This window comes from Pediococcus damnosus (assembly GCF_001437255.1).
Classification (GTDB): Bacteria; Bacillota; Bacilli; order Lactobacillales; family Lactobacillaceae; genus Pediococcus; species Pediococcus damnosus.
Genome location: NZ_JQBD01000033.1, coordinates 1 through 19,368 on the forward strand (window position 1 = coordinate 1; position 19,368 = coordinate 19,368).

The window sequence follows — 19,368 nt, forward strand, 5'->3', positions numbered from 1 at the left end:
ATCTCCACCAATACGATTTGACAGAGACCCTGAAAAAATAATCTTAACGTTTTGAGAACTGACCTGCTTTACGAGCCTTTTTAAGACCGTATTTCTTACGTTCCTTCATACGAGGGTCACGAGTTAAGAGACCAGCACGTTTCAAAGGTGTACGGAAGTCAGGGTCTACACCGAGCAATGCCCGTGCAATTCCATGACGAATAGCACCTGATTGTCCAGAGAAACCACCACCATTAACATTTACAAGTACGTCATAATTACCAGTTGTTTCTGTAACTTCAAATGGTTGGATAACAACTTGACGTAAGTTAGCAAATGGAATGTAATCTTCAATTGCTTTATCATTTACAGTAATTTTACCTGTTCCGGGTACAAGACGTACACGTGCAACAGAGTTTTTACGGCGACCAGTGCCGCGATATTGTGCTTCTGCCAAAATTCGTTTCCTCCTTAAATTAAGTTTGTGATATCAAGCTTTTCAGGTTGTTGAGCTTGGTGATCATGTTCTGAGCCAGCATAGACATGTAATTTGAGTCCCATTTTATGACCAAGTGAGTTATGAGGAAGCATCCCCTTAACTGACATCTCAATTAATCTTTCAGGAGTCTTATCACGAACTTCACCAGCAGTCTTAGTTTTTAAACCACCTGGGTGATTAGAATGGTGATAATAGAATTTACGTGTTGCCTTACGACCTGTTAATTTGATGTTTGCAGCATTCACAACGATGACATAGTCACCTGTATCAACGTTAGGTGTGAATATTGGTTTGTTTTTACCGCATAAAATAGATGCAACTGTACTTGCTAGACGTCCCAAAGGAATATCTGTAGCATCTACTACGTACCATTTGCGATCTACCTCGCCTGGTTTTGCTAAATATGTTGTACGCACTTGTAATTCCTCCAATTTCTGTTTTGTTTAACTCAACTTTATAATAAGTTTCCGGGGCCTATTTGTGGAGGTAAACAATACCAAATTTAATTTTACTAATTTACCCCACTAAAGTCAATAATCATTTGCTAAATTTCTCTGGATAATACACTTTTTTTAAATAAAGACCACTTGCTGGTGCTGTTCCACGTGCTTGATTGCGATCTTTTACCTTAAACAAACGCAAAATATCATGTTCCGGACGTTTACCACTGCCAATTTCAGTTAAGACGGCCACCATGATGCGCACCATATTATAAAGAAAGCCACTCCCATAAAATTCAAAAATAATCTCATTTTGAATTTTATCATAAACCGCCGTTGCTTCATAAATTTCACGAATGTTTGTTTTAGTATGACCACCAGCCGCACAGAAGCTTGTAAAATCGTGTTCTCCAATCAAATCAGGTAAAGCTGCCTGAATAGCCTTCAAATCCAACGAAAGCTTCCAGTGGCCCGTATAATTACGTTTAAAAGGATCGATAAACTCGCCTAAAGCAAGCCGATAGCGATACCGTTTTCCTTGGGTACTATATTGCGCATGAAATTCAGACGATATCTGCCGGGCATTCAAGACTTCAATATCTAATGGCAAAAGACTATTTAAAGCATGCAACATAGCATTATCTGATAGGGAAAAAGGAATATCAAAGTGAACTACCTGTCCTAGCGCATGGACACCGGCATCTGTACGTCCTGATCCATACACCTTAATTAATTTGGCTGGCTTTTTGGCAATTTTATTCACAGCTCGCTCTAAAGTTTCTTGAATAGTACGCTGCTTGGGTTGTTTTTGAAAACCTGCAAAATTAGTTCCATCGTAGGCAATTGTAATTTTATAACGGTACATAGAAATCTCCTTAAAGTAGTCGAAGCGCAAATACACCAATGGCCATTAATGAATAAACCAGAGTTGCCAATGTATCCCGAGTTTCCCATTTTAATAAGCGGTACTTAGTTCTCCCTGCTCCTCCTCGATATCCTCGTGCTTCCATTGCTGTCGCAAGGTCCTCAGCACGATTAAACGCACTCACGAATAAAGGAATCAGGATTGGAATTATTTTTTTTAACCGTTGAATAATATTTCCAGTTCCAAAATCAACACCGCGAGCTCGTTGCGCATTCATAATTGTTTCCGTTTCATCCATCAAGGATGGCACAAACCGTAAGGCAATTGAAAGCATTAACGCAACTTCATAGACAGGAAAATGAATTTTTCTAAGCGGCATTAATAAAGATTCTAAGGCATCAGAAATCTGAATTGGTGACGTTGATAAGGTTAACAAGGTCGAGATTAAAATAATAAGTGTAAACCGCACAAAAATGTACGCTGCGTTTAAAATTCCCACACTCGTGATTGAAAAAATTCCCCAATGCCAATAGGTTTGACCACCAGTTCCAAACAGGATTTGAATCACCATGGTAAAGGCAATGATCCAAAGCAACGGCATGACACCATCCACAAATAATTTAAAATTAATTTTAGAAGCCAAAATACTTACAAACGCCACAACTGCCATTAATAGATAGATCCACCAGTTGTTTGCAAAGAAAATCACGATTACATATAAAAAGCTTAAAATTAATTTTGACCTTGGATCCATACGATGCACAAAAGAATCTAACGGAATATAGCGACCAAATAAAATTTTATTCATGAGTTTGGCCTCGTTTCTTAAAAAAGTCAGCAATATCATCAGCCAACTCAGATTCTGTTAACGGTAGTCGCGTAAATTGGAATCCTCGTTTTTGCATTTCAAAGGCAAATTCTGTGCTTGCGGGAACGTCCAATTGCTTTTCATGTAACCATTCAACGTTCGCAAAAACAGCACGGGGACTACCTTCTTTGACAATTTTGCCATGTTCCATCACGATCACGTGGTCTGCATAATTAGCAACATCTTCCATTTGATGAGTAACTAAAACGATTGTAAATTTCTGTTTTTTTTGTAGATCACCAAAAAGTTGCATGATTTCACGCCGACCACCTGGGTCTAACCCAGCTGTTGGCTCATCCAGAACCAAAACCTCCGGATGCATCGCTAGCACTCCTGCAATCGCCACTCGCCGCATCTGCCCACCAGATAACTCAAATGGAGAGCGGGAAAGAACCGATTCCGGTAAACCAACTAGGGTAATCATTTCTTTGGCAATCTTACTAGCTTCTTCAGCCGTGCTACCAAAATTTTCTGGCCCAAATGCAATGTCTTTTTCTACCGTTTCCGCAAATAATTGATTCTCAGGAAATTGGAAAACAATTCCTACTTTTTTGCGCAAGGGCTTCAAGTTCTTATTACTGGTTTCAGAAGTGATCGTGGTATTGCCAATCATGACAGTACCACCCGTAGGCTTTAATAAGGCATTTAAATGTTGCAGAAAGGTCGATTTTCCACTACCAGTGTGACCAATCACAGCGGTAACGGAATTGTCCTCAATTTTGGTCGAAATATTTTTTAAAGCTTGAAACTCAAATGGTGTCCCCGGTGAATAGGTGTAAGTTACTTCTTTAAAAGTGATTGCCATAACCAGTCCACCATTCCTTCCTCATCAAAATAAGTTTCGGGGGTCTTTATGTGACGTTGGGTTAATTCACGTTTTAGTCGTTGTGAATAAGGAACATCAAGTCCTAATTTCAATAGTAGACCACTATGACTATAAATTGTTTCCGGTGCCCCAGTGCTAACGATTTTGCCATCATTCAACACAATAATTTTATCAGCATCAGTAGTTTCATCAATTTCATGAGTAATGGACAACACCGTTATTCCTAACCGTTTTTTTAATTTTCGAATCACACCAAGAATTTCACGTCGTCCAACCGGATCCAGCATACTAGTTGCTTCATCCAAAATAATAATCTTAGGCTGCATCGCAATAACTCCAGCAAGTGCTACTCGTTGTTTCTGACCGCCAGACAATTGCTCCGGCTGTTTGCGGCGAAAATCACTCATATGCACTTCTGATAATGCTTCATCAACACGCGCTTGCATTTCATCATGCGGAACAGCCATGTTTTCTAGCCCAAATGCCACATCATCTTCAACGGTTGCTCCGACAAACTGATTATCGGGATTTTGAAAAATCATACCGATATTACTTCGAACCGTCCACACACTTTGCTCTGTTAATTTAGTTCCATCAACCCAGATATTCCCAAGTTTAAAATCAATCAAACCATCAAGAGCTTGTGCTAATGTACTTTTACCACTCCCATTGTGCCCTACAATTGCTACCCAGTCACCACTGGAAATTGTAAAAGACACATCATCCAAAGCAGGCTGGCTATTTTGAGTATATGCATAAGTTAAATGTGAAACCTTAATCATTTCATTCATTTGAGAACATTCCCTTGATAGTTATTTTTTCTATTTTAACATACCAAAACCTGCTACCTAGTATACTTTTACTTACTTATGTAGATACAAAAAAATCACTGAAAAGAAGTGATAGTTAATACTAGGTATTAACCGTGGGCTAGACTCGGAATAAATTCCAACATCATTGCACCCTACCACAACTTTTAGTGATAAATTTGTTAATTTAAAAATTTAAACATTCTTCTGAATATTTAGTCAACAAATTCCAAGATAACCATTGGTGCAGCGTCTCCGCGGCGAGGCATAGTCTTAAGAATTCGTGTATACCCACCTTTACGGTCAGCATAACGAGTAGCTAAATCATCAAACAATTTTTGAAGTGCAGAAGTAACTTTAACCTCATCAGCCTCTTCAGAAACGTCAGCAACTACATTACGAAGAAAAGCGGCAGCTTGACGACGTGCGTTTAAATCCCCACGTTTGCCTAATGTAATCATTTTATCGGTAGTTGACCGAACTTCTTTAGCGCGTGCTTCAGTCGTAACAATTTTTTCATTAACAATTAAGTTAGTGGTCAAGTCACGAAGCAAAGCCTTGCGTTGTGAACTATTACGACCTAATTTACGATAGCCCATGAATGGAAACCCTCCTTATAATTAGTCTTCATTGCGTAACGAAAGTCCAAGGTCAGTTAATTTAACTTTAACCTCTTCCAGGGATTTACGCCCGAGATTTCTAACTTTCATCATTTGTGCTTCAGTTTTGTCAGTTAGTTCCTGAACAGTATTGATTCCAGCACGTTTCAAACAATTGTATGAACGAACGGATAAATCAAGCTCCTCAATAGACATCTCTAACATTTTTTCTTTATGTGTTTCTTCCTTTTCGACCATGATTTCAGCATCTTTAGCTTCATCAGTTAAATTAACAAATAAAGCCAAATGTTCTGTTAGAATTTTTGCTGAAAGACTAGTAGCCTCACTAGGAGTAATTGAACCGTCAGTCCAAACATCCAAGGTAAGCTTATCATAGTCATCCCGTTGACCAACACGTGTGTTTTCAACTTGATAATTGACACGCTCGATTGGGGTATAAATGGAATCGATTGGAAGCACACCAATTGGCATATCATCCTTGCGAGCCTTGTTTTCATCAGCTGAAACATAACCACGACCTGTATCAGCTGTCAATATGGCATGAAAAGTCACACCATCGGCAACGGTACAAATATACTGATCTGGATTAAGAATCTCAACATCGCTGTCACCTTGAATGTCACCAGCAGTGACGGTAGCAGGACCCTTAACATCAATCTCTAAAGATTTTTCGTCATCACTTTCGATCTTTAAAGAAACCTTTTTAATGTTTAAGATGATTTGTGTGACATCTTCAACTACGCCTTCAATTGATGAAAACTCATGAAGAACGCCATCAATTTGAATGCTTGTAACCGCTGCACCCGGTAATGATGACAACAAAATACGACGCAATGAATTGCCTAAAGTTGTTCCATACCCACGTTCGAGCGGTTCAACGACAAACTTGCCGTAATTGACATTCTCATCAATTTTATGAATGTTTGGTTTTTCAAATTCGATCATTCTTATCTTTACCCCTTTCAAAACGCGTTGTGCATATTAATTCTGAATGCATCATGAAGTTATCCCTCAAAAAATTGACGCACTATACACGACGACGCTTTGGAGGACGAGAACCATTATGAGGAACTGGTGTGACATCGCGAATTGCAGATACTTCTAATCCAGTGGATTGAAGTGCCCGAATAGCAGATTCACGGCCAGAACCAGGGCCCTTAACAGCAACTTCAACGGTTTTCATACCGTGTTCCATTGCTGCTTTAGCTGCAGATTCAGCAGCTAATTGAGCAGCGAATGGAGTCGATTTACGACTACCTTTAAATCCAAGTGAACCTGCTGATGACCATGCAACAGCATTTCCTTGAGGATCTGTAATCATAACTAATGTATTGTTAAAAGTTGAGTGAATATGTGCCACTCCAGCTTCAATATTCTTTCTTACTCGACGCTTACGAGAAGTCTTTCTGGTTGCCAATATGCTAGCCTCCTTTATTTATTATTTCTTTCTTCCGGCAATTGAAACTTTTTTGCCTTTACGAGTACGTGCATTATTCTTCGTGTTTTGACCACGAACTGGAAGTCCACGACGATGACGCATGCCACGATATGAACCAATCTCTTGGAGACGCTTGATATCAAGACTTACAGACCGACGAAGATCTCCTTCAACACGATACTTATCAACTTCTGCACGAACTTTATCTTCGTCATCAGCAGCAAGATCACGAACACGAACGTCTTCAGAGACGCCAGCATCCTTTAAGATCTTTTGAGCAGTCGTATTTCCGATACCAAAAATATATGTTAAAGCAATCACGATTCGTTTATCACGTGGTAAATCAACACCTGCAATACGAGCCATTAAATTTCACCTCCAGCTTATTATTTTCCTTGACGTTGTTTATGTTTGGGATTTGCTGAGCAAATAACCATAACGCGTCCTTTACGTTTAATTACTTTACAATGTTCACACATTGGTTTTACTGATGGACGTACTTTCATGAATATTCCTCCTAAAAAACGTTAAACTTATCTGAAACGATAGGTAATACGACCCTTTGAAAGATCATATGGCGACATTTCCACAGTTACTTTGTCTCCAGGTAAAATTCGAATATAATGCATCCGAATTTTTCCAGAAACGTGTGCTAATATCTCATGACCATTTTCGAGTTCAACCTTAAACATCGCATTAGGTAAGCTTTCTTTAACCTTACCTTCAATTTCAATGACATTATCTTTTGCCACTAAATGTGCCTCCCATTTTTTACTGATTTTTTTACAAATTCATTTCGTTCAAGCGCTTATTGTCCTTTAAAAGTACTATAAGCTAAACCTGAACAAGTTTACCATAAGGTAATTTCATTTGCAAACAAACAAAATTGACCAATAATAACGAACAGGCAAGCATTAGATAGCTCGTAATACCTTTTGAATTTCTTGGTATACATCATTGATATCTTGATCACCATTAACTGTATATAATAACTTCTTCTCATTATAAAAATCAATGAGTGGTGTATTCAATTTTGTATTAACCTCGATACGATTTTTTACGGTCTCAGGTTTATCATCTTCACGTTGGTAAAATTCATGGTGACCACAAACATCACAAGTTCCTTCTACCTTTGGCTTATTGTACAACTTATGATAAGTTGCACCACAGTTCTTACAGATGAATCGACCTGACAGACGTTCAACTAGCACATTTGCATCAACATGAATATTGATAACCGCACTAATTGGTTTATTTAGTTTAGCCGTCATCGAATCTAATGCCTGAGCTTGTTCAAGATTTCTTGGGTATCCGTCAAGCATAAAACCAACATTTGTGTCATCCTCTGCCAAGCGATCTGCCACAATTCCATCTGTCACAGAATCAGGAACTAAATTACCTTGATCAATAAATTTTTTTGCCTCAATTCCCATCTCAGTTTCATTCTTCATTGCTGCTCGAAAAATGTCACCAGTAGAAATGTGAGGAATTTTAAATTCTTCAACTATTTTTTGTGCTTGAGTTCCTTTTCCAGCACCAGGTAATCCCATTAAAACAAGATTAAGTGTAGTCATCTTATGTTTGTCCTCCGTTTTTAATCGGTCTGTTTTGGTGTTCTAATGAATCCAACGTATTCACGTTTCATCATTAAGCCATCAATTTGACTGATAATTTCAATTGCAACACCAACAACAATTAGTAAGCTGGTTCCACCTAATCCAATTGATTCATCCAAATTCCAGAGGTCTTGCGCAATTAATGGAATCAATGAAACCAATCCCAAAAATAACGAACCAACAACTGATAAGCGAATCAACAAATGAGAGATATAACTCTGCGTTTCATGACCAGGCCAAACCCCAGGAATATAACTTCCCTGTTTCTGCAAATTCTCTGCCAACTTCTCAGGATTAACCTGAACAAAAGCATAGAAGAAAGTGAAAACAACAATCAGGAAGGTATATAGAATTGCACCATCTGTTGTCTGCATATTGAACACGTTTGACAAAACTTTGTACCAGGTATCTTGCGCATGATTATTCGCAAACGCCATCAAAATTGTTTGTGGCGTCGCGATAAACGAACTTGCAAAAATAACTGGAATAACACCAGCAACATTTACCTTTAATGGTAAATAACTACTGTCTGGAGCTGCAGCAGCACGGCGTGTGTACTGAATTGGTACATGCCGACTAGCCTGTTGAACCCAAGTAACAAATATAACAATGGCCAGAACTGCAATAATCAGAACTCCAACAAATATGAAACTACTCCACCATTCACTCCTTGGCGTGTCGACAAATTGTTCTTGATAGATTTGGTATAAACTCGTTGGTGTCCGAGCAATAATCCCGGCAAAAATTAGAATTGAAACCCCATTTCCAAGGCCTCGATCGGTAATCATATCACCCATCCAAGTTGCTAACATTGTTCCACCAGTTAAAATTAATCCAATTGTCATATAAGTTTGGACACCAGGATTTTGAACTAGGTTTAAACTACTTAAAGCATTAAACCCAGCCGTAATTCCGACTGATTGAACAAATGCCAAAACAATTGTTAAATATCTTGTAGCTTGATTAAGTTTACGACGACCAACTTCACCTTGCTTACTCCACTCAACAAACCTGGGCACAATGTCCATTTGTAAAAGCTGAATAACAATTTGAGCCGTGATGTATGGGGAAACTCCCATCGCAAAAATAGAATAATTGGATAAGCCACCACCACTAAAGGTATTTAAGATCCCGACCAATCCAGAGGAAGCAACACTTTGTAATGCTTTGGCGTTAATCCCAGGAACTGTGATATACGAGCCTAAACGATAAACAATCAAAACACCCAGTGTAAACAGAATTTTATTTCTAATATCCTTTACTTTAAAAGCGTTTTTGATAGTCGATAGCATTAAATCACCTCAGTTTTGCCGCCTGCTGCTTCAATTGCTTTTACTGCACTTTCTGAGAACTTGTTAGCTTTAACTGTAAGTTTCTTTGATAATTCACCATTACTAAGAACCTTGACACCAGTAAGTTCTTTCTTAACAACTCCTGCTTTGAAAAGTGCTTCTGGTGTAACTTCAGCACCCTCATCAAATGCATTTAAGTCATCAAGGTTAACGATCGCATATTCCTTACGATTAATATTAGTAAATCCACGTTTGGGAATACGACGATAAAGTGGCATTTGGCCACCTTCAAAGCCCAAACGAACCTTGCTACGTGCCTTTTGTCCCTTTTGACCACGTCCAGATGTTTTACCATTACCAGATGATGTTCCACGGCCAAGACGGTTGCGTTCGCGACGAGAACCTTCGCTAGGTTTTAATTCATTTAACTTCATAAGTTTCAGCACCTCCTAACTTATCTAATTATTTAACTTCTTCAACTTCGATTAAATGGGCAATAAGGAAAATTGCACCACGAGTCGCCTCATTATTAGGTAAGACAACTGAGCTATTAACCCGTCCCAAACCTAATTCTTTAACAATCTTGCGTTGCTTTGGGAGGCGATGTACCGCACTTTTAATAAGTGTAATTTTTAATTGAGCCATCATTGTTCCTCCTTATTCAGCCAAGTGCTCTGCCGAAACGCCACGTAAAGCAGCAATTTCATCAGCACTACGTAAACCCTTCAAGCCTTCAAATGTTGCACGAATTACGTTAACAGGTGTATTTGAACCTAAACGCTTACTTGTAACATCATCAACTCCTGCAAGTTCCATAACGGCACGAACAGCACCACCGGATGCAACACCAGAACCTTCTTCAGCAGGCTTCAATAGAATGCGTCCACCACCAAACTCACCGATGATTTCGTGAGGGATGGTTGTGCCAATAATTGGTACTTGGACCAAACTCTTTGTGGCATTATCAACAGCCTTACGAATAGCTTCTGGAACTTCTTGAGCTTTACCAGTACCAAAACCAACGTGACCATTTTTATCGCCAACAACAACTAAAGCAGCAAAACGAAGACGACGTCCACCTTTAACAACCTTTGTTACACGGTTGATAGAAACAACACGGTCTTCCAAGTCTAACTTTTCTGGATCGATATAATTCGACATGTACGGTATTCCCTCCTTATCTTAGAATTTAAGTCCGTTTTCACGAGCAGCTTCAGCTAATGCTTCAACTCGGCCGTGGTATAAATAACCGCCACGATCAAAAACGACCTTTTCGATTTTCTTTGCTGTTGCTCGTTTTGCAACTAAAGCACCAACAGAACTTGCTTGTTCAGTCTTTGAATCTCCACTAACTTCACTGTCCAATGTTGAGGCACTTGCTAGCGTTACACCCGCTACGTCGTCAATCACTTGAGCGTAGATGTTTTTATTTGAACGATATACATTTAAGCGTGGGCACTCTGCAGTCCCAGAAATCTTGTTACGAACACGCAAATGACGTCTTTGTCGTGTTTTATTTTTATCTGGTTTTGAAATCACAATTTTCACCTCTAGAATTTTTCTAACGATTAGCCTTAGGCAGCATTACTTACCAGTTTTACCTTCTTTAAGACGAACATATTCACCAACATAGCGAACACCTTTACCTTTATAAGGTTCTGGAGAACGAACAGCACGAATTTCTGCAGCAAAATCACCAACATGCTGTTTGCTAATTCCACTGATATTAATATGTGTATTGTCAGGGACCTCTAACTGAATATCAGCAGGGGTTTCCAATTCAACTGGGTTAGAATAACCTAAATTCAAAACTAATGTTTTTCCTTTAAGTTGTGCACGATATCCAACACCAACTAATTGTAGTTCTTTTTTGTAACCCTTAGTAACACCTTCAACCATATTATTGAAGTTGGCACGAGTTGCACCATGTAGGGCACGCATTTTATTATCATTACTTGGACGGTCAAATGTAACCACGTTGTCTTTAACAGTCATTGTGATTTCCATGCTAACAGTACGTGTTAACGTACCCTTAGGACCTTTGACAGTTACTTGATCACCATCGGTTTTAACTTCTACACCTGATGGGATTTCTACAGCTTTATAACCAATACGACTCAATTTAATGGCACCTCCTTACTTTTTAAAATTTTACCAAACGTAAGCTAATACTTCGCCACCGACTTTTTTAGCGCGGGCTTCTTTATCAGTGATTACACCTTCAGATGTTGAAATGATTGCAATACCTAAGCCATTCAAAACCTTAGGTACATCATCAGCTTTAACATATGAACGTAAACCTGGTTTGGAAATACGTTTTAAGCCAGTAATAACTCGTTCTTTATTCTTACCATATTTAAGGAACACGCGAATGATACCTTGTTTGTCATCATCGACATATTCGATGTTCTTGATAAAGCCTTCATTCTTAAGAATTTCAGCAATATCACGTTTGATTTTTGATGCAGGAACTTCTAATGATTCATGACGCACCATGTTGGCGTTACGAATACGTGTTAAGAAATCTGCAATAGGATCAGTCATAGACATTAATGTTTACCCTCCTTTTACTCCGATATAATTTTACCAGCTTGCTTTTTTCATGCCAGGAATTTGGCCTTCATGAGCTAATTCGCGAAGGCAAATACGGCAAAGATGAAATTTACGATATACAGAGTGTGGACGGCCACAACGTTCACAACGTGTGTAGTTCTGTGTCGAATACTTTGCAGGACGTTGACTCTTAATAACTAATGATTTTTTTGCCAAGTTAATTGCTCCCTTCGTTTACTTTTCGAATGGCATTCCCATTTGTGCCAACAATTCACGAGATTCTTCATCTGACTCTGCAGTTGTTACGATAACGATATCTAAACCACGAACATGGTTAACATTATCATAATCAATTTCAGGGAAGATTAATTGTTCACGAACCCCAAGTGTATAGTTACCACGGCCATCGAATGCTTTTGCACTGATACCATGGAAATCACGAACACGTGGTAATGAAACGTTGATTAACTTATCTAAGAAGTCATACATACGTTCACCACGGAGCGTAACTTTTGCACCAATAGACATACCTTCACGTAAACGGAAGCCAGCAATTGATTTTTTAGCTTTTGTAACCAATGGCTTTTGACCAGAGATTAAAGTTAATTCCTCAACAGCTTCATCAAGGTTCTTAGCATTTGTTGTTGCATCACCAACACCCATGTTCAAAACGATCTTATCAACCTTAGGTGCCTGCATAACTGAAGTATAATCAAACTTCTTCATGAGTTCTGGGGTAACTTCTTTAACATATTTTTCTTTTAAACGGTTAGACATGAAAAATTTTTCCTCCTTTCATGAATTATTTATCAATGGTTTCGCCAGATTTTTTAGCAAAACGTACTTTTTTACCATCTACTACTTTGTAGCCTACACGAGTAGGTTCATTTGTAGATGGATCAATTAACATCACGTTAGAAGCATCAATTGCAGCTTCTACATCAATAATGCCACCTTGTGGATTAGAGTTGTTTGCTTTTTGATGTTTTTTAACTTTATTTACGTCTTTAACAACAACGCGATTTTTATCAGCAAGGATTTTTGTAATTGTACCTTCCTTGCCTTTTTCTTTGCCGCTGATTACGCGAACTTTGTCACCATTTTTTACGAACATGTCGTGTTGCACCTCCTTCGATCCAATCCTTAATTACAATACTTCAGGGGCCAAAGAAACAATCTTCATGAAATCCTTGTCACGCAATTCACGTGCAACTGGGCCAAAGATACGTGTTCCTTGTGGGCTCTTATCATCTTTAATTAGGACTGCAGCATTTTCATCAAATTTGATGTATGAACCATCAGCACGATGTGCACCGTCTTTTGTACGAACGACAACAGCCTTGACAACGTCACCCTTTTTGACAACGCCACCTGGTGTTGCTTGTTTGACAGTAGCAACAATTGTATCACCAATATAACCAAATTTAACACGAGAACCACCTAAAACTTTAATTACTAAAATTTCACGTGCTCCAGAATTATCAGCAACTTTTAAACGACTTTCTTGTTGGATCACAGTTAGTGTCCTCCTTCCATCTTTTGTATCAGAATACGAAATTAAATAACAAAATTAGAGAATAACTGCTTTCTCAACAATATCAATCAATCGAAAACGTTTTGTTGCGGACAACGGACGTGTTTCCATAATTTTTACGATATCGCCAACTTTAGCTTCGTTATTTTCATCATGTGCCTTATATTTCTTTGAATACTTAACACGTTTGCCATAAACGGGATGCATCTTAGTAGTACTAACTTCAACGGTGATTGTTTTTTCCATTTTATCGGAAATAACTCGTCCCTGATATACTTTGCGAGAGTTACGTTCTTCACTCATCTGTTATATTCCTCCCTTCGTATTCTTCTACTTACTTAACTCTTTTTGACGTAAAACAGTTTTAATTCGAGCAATATTCTTACGAACTTGCTTCAAACGAGCTGTATTTTCTAATTGGCCAGTAGCTAATTGAAAACGTAAATTAAAAAGCTCGTCTTTATAATCTTGTTCCTTTTTAAGCATCTCATCAGTGGTTAATTCATTAATTTCTTTAGCCTTCATCTGATTCGCCACCTACTTCCTCGCGTTTGATGATCTTAGTTCTTACTGGTAGTTTCATTGAGGCAAGACGTAAAGCTTCACGTGCAGTTGCTTCATCAACGCCACCAATTTCGAACATCACTTTTTCACGTTTTACTGGTGCTACCCATCCTTCAGGAGTACCTTTACCATTACCCATACGAACACCTACACCTTTAGAAGTGTAAGACTTATGAGGGAAAATTTTAATCCAAACCTTACCACCACGTTTCATGTGACGGTTCATAGCAACACGGGCAGCTTCAATTTGACGGTTTGAGATCCAATGTGAATCCAAAGCCTGCAAACCATAATCGCCGAAAGTAACAGTCTTACCGCCCTTTGCGGCACCACGCATCTTACCACGATGTACACGACGGAACTTAACTCGTTTTGGTACTAGCATGACTATTTCCCTCCTTGTTCTTTAGAATTTCCTTTAGAACTTTTTACTTCTGGCAAGATTTCACCACGGTAGATCCAAGTTTTAACACCTAAACTACCGTATGTTGTACTTGCTTCGACCCAAGCATAATCAACGTCAGCACGTAATGTATGCAAAGGTACAGTTCCTTCAGAGTAATGCTCTACACGGGACATATCAGCTCCGTTTAGACGTCCTGAAACTTGAGTTTTAATACCTTTAGCACCGGCACGCATTGTCCGTTGCATAGATTGTTTCATTGCACGACGGAAAGCTACACGACCTTCAAGTTGAGCAGCAATGTTTTCGCCAACTAATTTAGCATCTAAATCAGGCTTCTTAATTTCAATAATATTAATATGAACTCGTTTACCTGTAAGTTCATTTAATTGTTTACGTAAGCTTTCTACTTCGGATCCGCCTTTTCCAATGACCATACCAGGTTTTGCGGTATGGATAGAAACGTTAACACGATTTGCAGCGCGTTCGATTTCTACATTGGAAACAGATGCGTCGGCAAGCTTAGTTGAGATGAATTTACGGATTTGTAAATCTTCACGTAAGTAGTTAGCAAAATCTTTTTCAGCATACCATTTTGCTTCCCAGTCACGGATGATTCCAACACGAAATCCATTTGGATTTACTTTTTGACCCACGCGTGTTCCCTCCTATTTCTCAGATACGACTACTGTAATATGACTTGTTCGCTTGTTGATTGGTGAAGCAGAACCTTTTGCTCGAGGACGGAAACGTTTTAACGTTGGTCCTTCATTAACATAAGCTTCACTTACAACCAAATCTTCACGATCTAAATCAAAGTTATTTTCAGCATTTGCGATAGCAGACATTAAAACTTTTTCTACTATTGGTGATGCGCCTCTTGGTGTAAATTTAAGAGTTGCAATTGCTTCTGCGACGCTCTTCCCTCTAATAAGATCGACTACTAAACGAACCTTACGAGCGGCAACGCGAACAGTCTTTGCAGTTGCATGTGCAGATGTTACTTGTTCAGCCATGATTCATCCTCCTTATTTAGCAACTGTCGTCTTCTTATCATCGGTACCATTACCATGACCATGGAATGTACGAGTAGGCACAAACTCACCAAGCTTATGACCAACCATGTCATCCTGGATATAAACAGGGACATGTTTTCTACCATCATAAACAGCAATTGTATATCCAATAAAGCTTGGAAAAATTGTAGAACGACGTGACCATGTTTTAATTACAGACTTTTTATCTTGACCCTTTTGTGCATCAATCTTTTTCAAAAGATGCTCATCTGCAAATGGTCCTTTTTTTAAACTACGACCCATTATGAAACCTCCTTTAGGGAAATTTGACTAAATATTACCTAAGCGACCGCGCTTACGACCACGAACGATAAATTTATTCGATTTGCTACGTTTGTTACGTGTTTTCTTACCAATTGTCTTCTTACCCCAAGGTGAAAGAGGAGATGGAAGACCAATAGGTGCCTTACCTTCACCACCACCATGTGGATGGTCGTTAGGGTTCATTACAGATCCACGGACATGTGGACGTTGACCAGCATAACGCGTACGTCCTGCTTTACCAACGTTAACAAGTTCATGTTCCTCATTACCAACGGCTCCAATAGTTGCACGGCCAGCAGATAGAATCATACGAACTTCTGAAGAAGCTAAACGTACAAGTACATATTTGCCTTCCTTGCCAAGCAACTGAGCTGAGGCACCAGCAGAACGAGCTAATTGACCGCCCTTGCCAGGTTTTAATTCAATATTATGAATAATAGTACCAACGGGAATCTCTGATAAAGGCAATGTATTTCCAACCTTAATATCAGCATTAACTCCAGATTGAACCTTGTCTCCAACCTTCAATCCTTTTGGTGCAATGATATATGCTTTAGTACCATCATCGTAACCAATTAAGGCGATATTAGCAGTTCGATTTGGATCATATTCGATAGCTTTAACTGTTGCAGCAACATCGTCCTTGATTCGTTTGAAATCAATAACACGGTACTGACGCTTGTTACCACCGCCACGATGACGAACTGTCATCCGACCAGAGTTATTACGTCCAGCCGTGTGTTTTTGAGATTCGAGTAACGATTTTTCAGGAGTCGTCTTGGTGATTTCGCTATAATCAAGCTGTGTCATGCCACGACGAGCATTTGTCGTTGGTTTAAATTTCTTAATCCCCACGTGTTTTTCCTCCTATAATTTTTTTATTATTCTTCGTCGAATAATTTGATTTCTTTTGAGTCAGCAGACAAAGTAACAATTGCCTTACGACGTTTCTTGGTATAACCAGAATAACGTCCCTGACGCTTCAACTTTCCTTTAACATTCATAATGTTAACTTTAACAACCGTAACGTCAAAAACGTCTGCGACAGCCTTTTTAACTTCTGTCTTGGTTGCATGAGTATCAACATCAAATGTGTAGCGCTTGTTGTCCATTTCAGCCATTGATGCTTCAGTGACTACTGGACGTAAAATTACATCACGAGATTCCATTATGCGAGAGCCTCCTCTACTTGAGAAAGAGCCTTTTTAGTGATAACTAGCTTGTCGTTATTGATAACATCTAATACATTAACACCACTTGGTGAAACGATTTTGATGTTTTCAAGATTACGAGCTGCACGAGCAGTTGCTTCATTATCTTCTTCAAGGACTAATAATGCTTTCGTCGAAACTTTTAAGCTGTTGAGTGATTGAGCAAAAGCTTTTGTTTTTGGTTGGTCAAAGCTATAGTCATCAACAACTAACAAACTGTCATCCAATACCTTTTGTGAAAGTACTGACTTCAGTGCTAAACGACGCATTTTCTTTGGCAATTTGTAAGCATATGAACGAGGTGTGGGACCGAATACGATACCACCGCCGCGCCATTGTGGCGAACGGATTGAACCTTGTCGTGCTCGACCGGTTCCCTTCTGACGCCATGGCTTTCTTCCACCACCACGAACAGCACTACGATTTTTAACAGCATGTGTGCCTTGGCGCATTGATGCACGTTGCATAATCACAGCTTCAAAAATCACATTGTCGTTTGGTGTGATACCAAAGATGTCAGAATTTAATTCAACTTCGCCATTCTTTGTACCATCTTGTTTATATAAAGATACGCTTGTCATTTAATTTAGTCCTCCTTTCTACTTTTTGTGTGGCTTAACTGCATTCTTAACAACTAAGAATGAGCTCTTTGATCCAGGGACATTTCCCTTAATCAGTAATACGTTATTTTCTGTATCTGCCTTTACGATTTCAAGGTTTTGAATTGTTCGTGTATTGTTACCCATTCGTCCTGGTAACTTCTTTCCAGGGAAAACACGGTTAATAATTGCACCGAGAGAACCTGGACGACGATGATAACGGGAGCCATGTGCCATCGGACCAATATGTTGTCCATCTTTTTTGATATTACCTTGGAAACCATGTCCCTTAGTAGTACCTGTGACGTCAACAATATCGCCTGCTGCGAATAAGTCAGCACTAATTGTATCTCCGACTTTTAAATCGTCCAGCGCAACATCTCTGACTTCATGGATGAACCGCTTAGGATTCGTATTTGCTTTTGCAACATGTCCTTGTTCAGGTTTGTTGCTTAGCACTTTGCGTTTGTCATCGAACCCTAATTGCACTGCGTTATAACCATCACTTTCAACGGTTTTAACTTGTAATACAACGTTTGGCGTTGTATCAACAACGGTAACGGGAACTAATTCACCGTTATCTGTAAAGACTTGGGTCATACCAATCTTTTTTCCTAAGATTCCTTTTTTGGTCATGAGTACACCTCCAATATATTTATCTTACTAAAATGTAAATCTAAAAATTAAAGCTTAATTTCAATATCAACACCACTTGGCAAGTCTAACTTCATTAATGAGTCGACTGTCTTTGGCGTTGGGTTAACGATATCGATCAAACGCTTATGTGTGCGCATTTCAAATTGTTCACGTGCCTTTTTGAATTTATGCGGTGAACTCAAAACCGTGTAGATTGTACGTTCAGTTGGTAATGGAATTGGACCAGAAATTGTGGCACCAGTTCTTTTTGCCGTCTCAACGATCTTGTCTGCGGATTGATCTAAAATGCGATGTTCGTATGCCTTTAAACGGATACGAATTTTTTGTTTTGCCATTGTGTTACCTCCTTCGTCTATTTTAAAAATGAGACTTGCTCCGTGAAAATTACCGCCACACCTCATGGCAAAGCGGCCGGGTGTGTCGCAACCTTTCACATCAAAGCTCCTTGTTTTCCTTGAATTAGCGGACAGAATTATCCCCTTAAAACTCAAGTACTTGTCCATATTACTCGATATAGCAGGCTTTTACAAGCACTTTTCGCTAAATACTTGTTAGTTCTACAAACTGTAATAAATTTGTAACATTGTATAAAGATGTTTTTCTCGTTTAAGAACCTTTATAATGGAAAATAAATTGGAGGAATTCTTAATGAAAACACCACAAGCTTTACTTATTATAGACTATACAAATGATTTTGTTGCGGACCAAGGTTCCCTAACAACTGGACAATCAGGTCAACTCATTGAACCTGAAATTATCAAACTAGCAAATAAATTTAAGCAAAACGATGATTATGTGATTTTTCCAACCGATTTACACGAAAAAAATGACGTTTTTCATCCCGAAACCAAACTTTTTCCACCTCACAATCTTGAAAATACATGGGGTCATGAACTTTATGGTCAAGTGCAAGGTTGGTATAACGAAAATAAAAGAAGTTCAAAAGTTTATTATTTCGACAAAAATCGATACAGTGCGTTTGTAAATACAAATTTAGATAATTTTTTACGCAGTCGACATATTGAAAAATTAACTTTAGTTGGTGTTTGTACCGATATCTGTATTCTTCACACAGCTATCTCTGCGTATAATCTTGATTATCAACTTAGAATTCCTGAAAATGGCGTCGCAAGTTTTGATCCTGTTGGCCACAAATGGGCAATGAATCATTTCAAAACATGTTTAGGCGCAGAAATTGTTTAACAAAAAAGAACCCTCCAAACAGTGGGTCTACACTTTCTGGTATTGGTGAATA

At 38.8% G+C, this 19,368-nt stretch carries 36 protein-coding genes; 1 reads left to right on the plus strand and 35 read right to left on the minus strand.

Going from position 1 to position 19,368, the window contains the following annotated elements:
- Window positions 1-43: 43 nt before the first annotated feature.
- From rpsI to rpsJ, 35 genes are all read right to left on the minus strand, one after another.
- Window positions 44-436, minus strand: coding sequence for a 30S ribosomal protein S9 (gene rpsI / locus IV84_RS05490; protein WP_046871325.1), 393 nt, complete (start codon window positions 434-436; stop codon window positions 44-46).
- 14 nt (window positions 437-450) lie between these two features.
- On the minus strand, window positions 451-894 hold the full coding sequence (rplM, locus tag IV84_RS05495; protein ID WP_056986228.1) for a 50S ribosomal protein L13: 444 nt from the start codon (window positions 892-894) through the stop codon (window positions 451-453).
- Window positions 895-1,015: 121 nt separating this feature from the next.
- Window positions 1,016-1,783: a tRNA pseudouridine(38-40) synthase TruA gene (gene truA / locus IV84_RS05500; protein ID WP_046871323.1), complete on the minus strand. Its 768-nt coding sequence runs from the start codon at window positions 1,781-1,783 to the stop codon at window positions 1,016-1,018.
- 10 nt (window positions 1,784-1,793) lie between these two features.
- On the minus strand, window positions 1,794-2,591 hold the full coding sequence (locus IV84_RS05505; protein ID WP_081036080.1) for an energy-coupling factor transporter transmembrane component T family protein: 798 nt from the start codon (window positions 2,589-2,591) through the stop codon (window positions 1,794-1,796).
- The gene (locus tag IV84_RS05510) at window positions 2,584-3,456 is read right to left on the minus strand and encodes an energy-coupling factor ABC transporter ATP-binding protein (protein WP_046871321.1); all 873 of its coding nucleotides are present in this window, start codon (window positions 3,454-3,456) and stop codon (window positions 2,584-2,586) included. Before IV84_RS05510 ends, IV84_RS05505 begins: the two co-directional genes overlap by 8 nt.
- Window positions 3,432-4,268: an energy-coupling factor ABC transporter ATP-binding protein gene (locus IV84_RS05515; RefSeq protein ID WP_056986230.1), complete on the minus strand. Its 837-nt coding sequence runs from the start codon at window positions 4,266-4,268 to the stop codon at window positions 3,432-3,434. The genes IV84_RS05510 and IV84_RS05515 overlap by 25 nt, the downstream gene beginning before the upstream one ends.
- 233 nt (window positions 4,269-4,501) lie before the next feature.
- Window positions 4,502-4,885: a 50S ribosomal protein L17 gene (rplQ, locus tag IV84_RS05520; RefSeq protein WP_046871319.1), complete on the minus strand. Its 384-nt coding sequence runs from the start codon at window positions 4,883-4,885 to the stop codon at window positions 4,502-4,504.
- A 21-nt stretch (window positions 4,886-4,906) separates the two neighbouring features.
- Window positions 4,907-5,851 (minus strand): DNA-directed RNA polymerase subunit alpha, encoded by a 945-nt coding sequence (locus IV84_RS05525; RefSeq protein ID WP_056986231.1) that lies wholly within the window; start codon window positions 5,849-5,851, stop codon window positions 4,907-4,909.
- An 82-nt stretch (window positions 5,852-5,933) separates the two neighbouring features.
- On the minus strand, window positions 5,934-6,323 hold the full coding sequence (rpsK, locus tag IV84_RS05530; protein ID WP_046871317.1) for a 30S ribosomal protein S11: 390 nt from the start codon (window positions 6,321-6,323) through the stop codon (window positions 5,934-5,936).
- A 21-nt stretch (window positions 6,324-6,344) separates the two neighbouring features.
- Window positions 6,345-6,710, minus strand: a complete 366-nt coding sequence (gene rpsM / locus IV84_RS05535) for a 30S ribosomal protein S13 (protein WP_046871316.1) — start codon at window positions 6,708-6,710, stop codon at window positions 6,345-6,347.
- 20 nt (window positions 6,711-6,730) lie between these two features.
- Entirely contained in the window at window positions 6,731-6,850 is a 120-nt protein-coding gene (gene rpmJ, locus IV84_RS05540; protein ID WP_011668476.1) for a 50S ribosomal protein L36, read from the minus strand.
- A gap of 27 nt (window positions 6,851-6,877) precedes the next feature.
- Window positions 6,878-7,096, minus strand: a complete 219-nt coding sequence (infA, locus tag IV84_RS05545; RefSeq protein WP_046871315.1) for a translation initiation factor IF-1 — start codon at window positions 7,094-7,096, stop codon at window positions 6,878-6,880.
- A gap of 162 nt (window positions 7,097-7,258) precedes the next feature.
- A complete protein-coding gene (locus IV84_RS05550; RefSeq protein WP_046871314.1) occupies window positions 7,259-7,918 on the minus strand; it encodes an adenylate kinase in 660 nt (219 codons plus the stop codon).
- A 20-nt stretch (window positions 7,919-7,938) separates the two neighbouring features.
- Window positions 7,939-9,252 (minus strand): preprotein translocase subunit SecY, encoded by a 1,314-nt coding sequence (gene secY / locus IV84_RS05555; RefSeq protein ID WP_046871313.1) that lies wholly within the window; start codon window positions 9,250-9,252, stop codon window positions 7,939-7,941.
- Window positions 9,252-9,686, minus strand: a complete 435-nt coding sequence (rplO, locus tag IV84_RS05560) for a 50S ribosomal protein L15 (protein ID WP_056986232.1) — start codon at window positions 9,684-9,686, stop codon at window positions 9,252-9,254. The genes secY and rplO overlap by 1 nt, the downstream gene beginning before the upstream one ends.
- A gap of 28 nt (window positions 9,687-9,714) precedes the next feature.
- Window positions 9,715-9,897, minus strand: a complete 183-nt coding sequence (gene rpmD / locus IV84_RS05565; RefSeq protein ID WP_046871311.1) for a 50S ribosomal protein L30 — start codon at window positions 9,895-9,897, stop codon at window positions 9,715-9,717.
- A 12-nt stretch (window positions 9,898-9,909) separates the two neighbouring features.
- Window positions 9,910-10,413 carry a 30S ribosomal protein S5 gene (rpsE, locus tag IV84_RS05570; protein ID WP_046871310.1) on the minus strand — a complete coding sequence of 168 codons (504 nt, stop codon included), beginning with the start codon at window positions 10,411-10,413 and terminating at the stop codon, window positions 9,910-9,912.
- Between the two features lie 21 nt (window positions 10,414-10,434).
- Window positions 10,435-10,800, minus strand: coding sequence for a 50S ribosomal protein L18 (rplR, locus tag IV84_RS05575; RefSeq protein WP_046871309.1), 366 nt, complete (start codon window positions 10,798-10,800; stop codon window positions 10,435-10,437).
- Between the two features lie 36 nt (window positions 10,801-10,836).
- Complete coding sequence (rplF, locus tag IV84_RS05580; RefSeq protein WP_046871308.1) at window positions 10,837-11,373, minus strand: 50S ribosomal protein L6; 537 nt, start codon at window positions 11,371-11,373, stop codon at window positions 10,837-10,839.
- Window positions 11,374-11,403: 30 nt separating this feature from the next.
- Window positions 11,404-11,802 (minus strand): 30S ribosomal protein S8, encoded by a 399-nt coding sequence (rpsH, locus tag IV84_RS05585; protein WP_046871307.1) that lies wholly within the window; start codon window positions 11,800-11,802, stop codon window positions 11,404-11,406.
- A gap of 33 nt (window positions 11,803-11,835) precedes the next feature.
- Window positions 11,836-12,021: a type Z 30S ribosomal protein S14 gene (locus IV84_RS10690; protein ID WP_074693903.1), complete on the minus strand. Its 186-nt coding sequence runs from the start codon at window positions 12,019-12,021 to the stop codon at window positions 11,836-11,838.
- 18 nt (window positions 12,022-12,039) lie between these two features.
- Window positions 12,040-12,582 (minus strand): 50S ribosomal protein L5, encoded by a 543-nt coding sequence (rplE, locus tag IV84_RS05590; RefSeq protein ID WP_046871306.1) that lies wholly within the window; start codon window positions 12,580-12,582, stop codon window positions 12,040-12,042.
- 25 nt (window positions 12,583-12,607) lie between these two features.
- Window positions 12,608-12,919, minus strand: coding sequence for a 50S ribosomal protein L24 (gene rplX / locus IV84_RS05595; protein WP_046871305.1), 312 nt, complete (start codon window positions 12,917-12,919; stop codon window positions 12,608-12,610).
- Window positions 12,920-12,952: 33 nt separating this feature from the next.
- Window positions 12,953-13,321, minus strand: coding sequence for a 50S ribosomal protein L14 (gene rplN, locus IV84_RS05600; protein WP_046871304.1), 369 nt, complete (start codon window positions 13,319-13,321; stop codon window positions 12,953-12,955).
- 54 nt (window positions 13,322-13,375) lie between these two features.
- A complete protein-coding gene (rpsQ, locus tag IV84_RS05605) occupies window positions 13,376-13,642 on the minus strand; it encodes a 30S ribosomal protein S17 (protein WP_046871303.1) in 267 nt (88 codons plus the stop codon).
- A gap of 27 nt (window positions 13,643-13,669) precedes the next feature.
- Window positions 13,670-13,864: a 50S ribosomal protein L29 gene (gene rpmC, locus IV84_RS05610; protein WP_046871302.1), complete on the minus strand. Its 195-nt coding sequence runs from the start codon at window positions 13,862-13,864 to the stop codon at window positions 13,670-13,672.
- Entirely contained in the window at window positions 13,854-14,288 is a 435-nt protein-coding gene (gene rplP, locus IV84_RS05615) for a 50S ribosomal protein L16 (protein WP_046871301.1), read from the minus strand. The genes rpmC and rplP overlap by 11 nt, the downstream gene beginning before the upstream one ends.
- A gap of 2 nt (window positions 14,289-14,290) precedes the next feature.
- Entirely contained in the window at window positions 14,291-14,962 is a 672-nt protein-coding gene (rpsC, locus tag IV84_RS05620) for a 30S ribosomal protein S3 (RefSeq protein ID WP_056986233.1), read from the minus strand.
- A 12-nt stretch (window positions 14,963-14,974) separates the two neighbouring features.
- Entirely contained in the window at window positions 14,975-15,322 is a 348-nt protein-coding gene (gene rplV / locus IV84_RS05625; protein ID WP_046871299.1) for a 50S ribosomal protein L22, read from the minus strand.
- 12 nt (window positions 15,323-15,334) lie between these two features.
- Window positions 15,335-15,625, minus strand: coding sequence for a 30S ribosomal protein S19 (rpsS, locus tag IV84_RS05630; RefSeq protein ID WP_046871298.1), 291 nt, complete (start codon window positions 15,623-15,625; stop codon window positions 15,335-15,337).
- A gap of 27 nt (window positions 15,626-15,652) precedes the next feature.
- Window positions 15,653-16,501 (minus strand): 50S ribosomal protein L2, encoded by an 849-nt coding sequence (gene rplB / locus IV84_RS05635; protein WP_046871297.1) that lies wholly within the window; start codon window positions 16,499-16,501, stop codon window positions 15,653-15,655.
- 26 nt (window positions 16,502-16,527) lie between these two features.
- Complete coding sequence (gene rplW / locus IV84_RS05640) at window positions 16,528-16,815, minus strand: 50S ribosomal protein L23 (protein WP_046871296.1); 288 nt, start codon at window positions 16,813-16,815, stop codon at window positions 16,528-16,530.
- Window positions 16,815-17,438 (minus strand): 50S ribosomal protein L4, encoded by a 624-nt coding sequence (rplD, locus tag IV84_RS05645; protein ID WP_046871295.1) that lies wholly within the window; start codon window positions 17,436-17,438, stop codon window positions 16,815-16,817. Before rplD ends, rplW begins: the two co-directional genes overlap by 1 nt.
- An 18-nt stretch (window positions 17,439-17,456) precedes the next feature.
- On the minus strand, window positions 17,457-18,092 hold the full coding sequence (gene rplC, locus IV84_RS05650) for a 50S ribosomal protein L3 (protein WP_046871294.1): 636 nt from the start codon (window positions 18,090-18,092) through the stop codon (window positions 17,457-17,459).
- Window positions 18,093-18,139: 47 nt separating this feature from the next.
- Window positions 18,140-18,448 (minus strand): 30S ribosomal protein S10, encoded by a 309-nt coding sequence (gene rpsJ, locus IV84_RS05655; RefSeq protein WP_046871293.1) that lies wholly within the window; start codon window positions 18,446-18,448, stop codon window positions 18,140-18,142.
- Between the two features lie 313 nt (window positions 18,449-18,761).
- Between rpsJ and IV84_RS05660 the strand changes: the two genes are divergently transcribed.
- Entirely contained in the window at window positions 18,762-19,316 is a 555-nt protein-coding gene (locus IV84_RS05660; RefSeq protein ID WP_046871292.1) for a cysteine hydrolase family protein, read from the plus strand.
- Window positions 19,317-19,368: the final 52 nt, after the last annotated feature.

What these genes read in the sequence shown, in the direction of transcription:
- truA (WP_046871323.1), bottom strand. Translation starts at nt 1,783, where the DNA reads ATGTACCGTTATAAAATTACAATTGCCTACGATGGAACTAATTTTGCA.
- IV84_RS05505 (WP_081036080.1), bottom strand. Translation starts at nt 2,591, where the DNA reads ATGAATAAAATTTTATTTGGTCGCTATATTCCGTTAGATTCTTTTGTG.
- IV84_RS05510 (WP_046871321.1), bottom strand. Translation starts at nt 3,456, where the DNA reads ATGGCAATCACTTTTAAAGAAGTAACTTACACCTATTCACCGGGGACA.
- IV84_RS05515 (WP_056986230.1), bottom strand. Translation starts at nt 4,268, where the DNA reads ATGAATGAAATGATTAAGGTTTCACATTTAACTTATGCATATACTCAA.
- rplQ (WP_046871319.1), bottom strand. Translation starts at nt 4,885, where the DNA reads ATGGGCTATCGTAAATTAGGTCGTAATAGTTCACAACGCAAGGCTTTG.
- IV84_RS05525 (WP_056986231.1), bottom strand. Translation starts at nt 5,851, where the DNA reads ATGATCGAATTTGAAAAACCAAACATTCATAAAATTGATGAGAATGTC.
- rpsM (WP_046871316.1), bottom strand. Translation starts at nt 6,710, where the DNA reads ATGGCTCGTATTGCAGGTGTTGATTTACCACGTGATAAACGAATCGTG.
- rpmJ (WP_011668476.1), bottom strand. Translation starts at nt 6,850, where the DNA reads ATGAAAGTACGTCCATCAGTAAAACCAATGTGTGAACATTGTAAAGTA.
- IV84_RS05550 (WP_046871314.1), bottom strand. Translation starts at nt 7,918, where the DNA reads ATGACTACACTTAATCTTGTTTTAATGGGATTACCTGGTGCTGGAAAA.
- secY (WP_046871313.1), bottom strand. Translation starts at nt 9,252, where the DNA reads ATGCTATCGACTATCAAAAACGCTTTTAAAGTAAAGGATATTAGAAAT.
- rplO (WP_056986232.1), bottom strand. Translation starts at nt 9,686, where the DNA reads ATGAAGTTAAATGAATTAAAACCTAGCGAAGGTTCTCGTCGCGAACGC.
- rpmD (WP_046871311.1), bottom strand. Translation starts at nt 9,897, where the DNA reads ATGGCTCAATTAAAAATTACACTTATTAAAAGTGCGGTACATCGCCTC.
- rpsE (WP_046871310.1), bottom strand. Translation starts at nt 10,413, where the DNA reads ATGTCGAATTATATCGATCCAGAAAAGTTAGACTTGGAAGACCGTGTT.
- rpsH (WP_046871307.1), bottom strand. Translation starts at nt 11,802, where the DNA reads ATGTCTATGACTGATCCTATTGCAGATTTCTTAACACGTATTCGTAAC.
- rplE (WP_046871306.1), bottom strand. Translation starts at nt 12,582, where the DNA reads ATGTCTAACCGTTTAAAAGAAAAATATGTTAAAGAAGTTACCCCAGAA.
- rplX (WP_046871305.1), bottom strand. Translation starts at nt 12,919, where the DNA reads ATGTTCGTAAAAAATGGTGACAAAGTTCGCGTAATCAGCGGCAAAGAA.
- rpsQ (WP_046871303.1), bottom strand. Translation starts at nt 13,642, where the DNA reads ATGAGTGAAGAACGTAACTCTCGCAAAGTATATCAGGGACGAGTTATT.
- rpmC (WP_046871302.1), bottom strand. Translation starts at nt 13,864, where the DNA reads ATGAAGGCTAAAGAAATTAATGAATTAACCACTGATGAGATGCTTAAA.
- rplP (WP_046871301.1), bottom strand. Translation starts at nt 14,288, where the DNA reads ATGCTAGTACCAAAACGAGTTAAGTTCCGTCGTGTACATCGTGGTAAG.
- rplV (WP_046871299.1), bottom strand. Translation starts at nt 15,322, where the DNA reads ATGGCTGAACAAGTAACATCTGCACATGCAACTGCAAAGACTGTTCGC.
- rpsS (WP_046871298.1), bottom strand. Translation starts at nt 15,625, where the DNA reads ATGGGTCGTAGTTTAAAAAAAGGACCATTTGCAGATGAGCATCTTTTG.
- rplW (WP_046871296.1), bottom strand. Translation starts at nt 16,815, where the DNA reads ATGGAATCTCGTGATGTAATTTTACGTCCAGTAGTCACTGAAGCATCA.
- rplD (WP_046871295.1), bottom strand. Translation starts at nt 17,438, where the DNA reads ATGACAAGCGTATCTTTATATAAACAAGATGGTACAAAGAATGGCGAA.
- rplC (WP_046871294.1), bottom strand. Translation starts at nt 18,092, where the DNA reads ATGACCAAAAAAGGAATCTTAGGAAAAAAGATTGGTATGACCCAAGTC.
- rpsJ (WP_046871293.1), bottom strand. Translation starts at nt 18,448, where the DNA reads ATGGCAAAACAAAAAATTCGTATCCGTTTAAAGGCATACGAACATCGC.
- IV84_RS05660 (WP_046871292.1), top strand. Translation starts at nt 18,762, where the DNA reads ATGAAAACACCACAAGCTTTACTTATTATAGACTATACAAATGATTTT.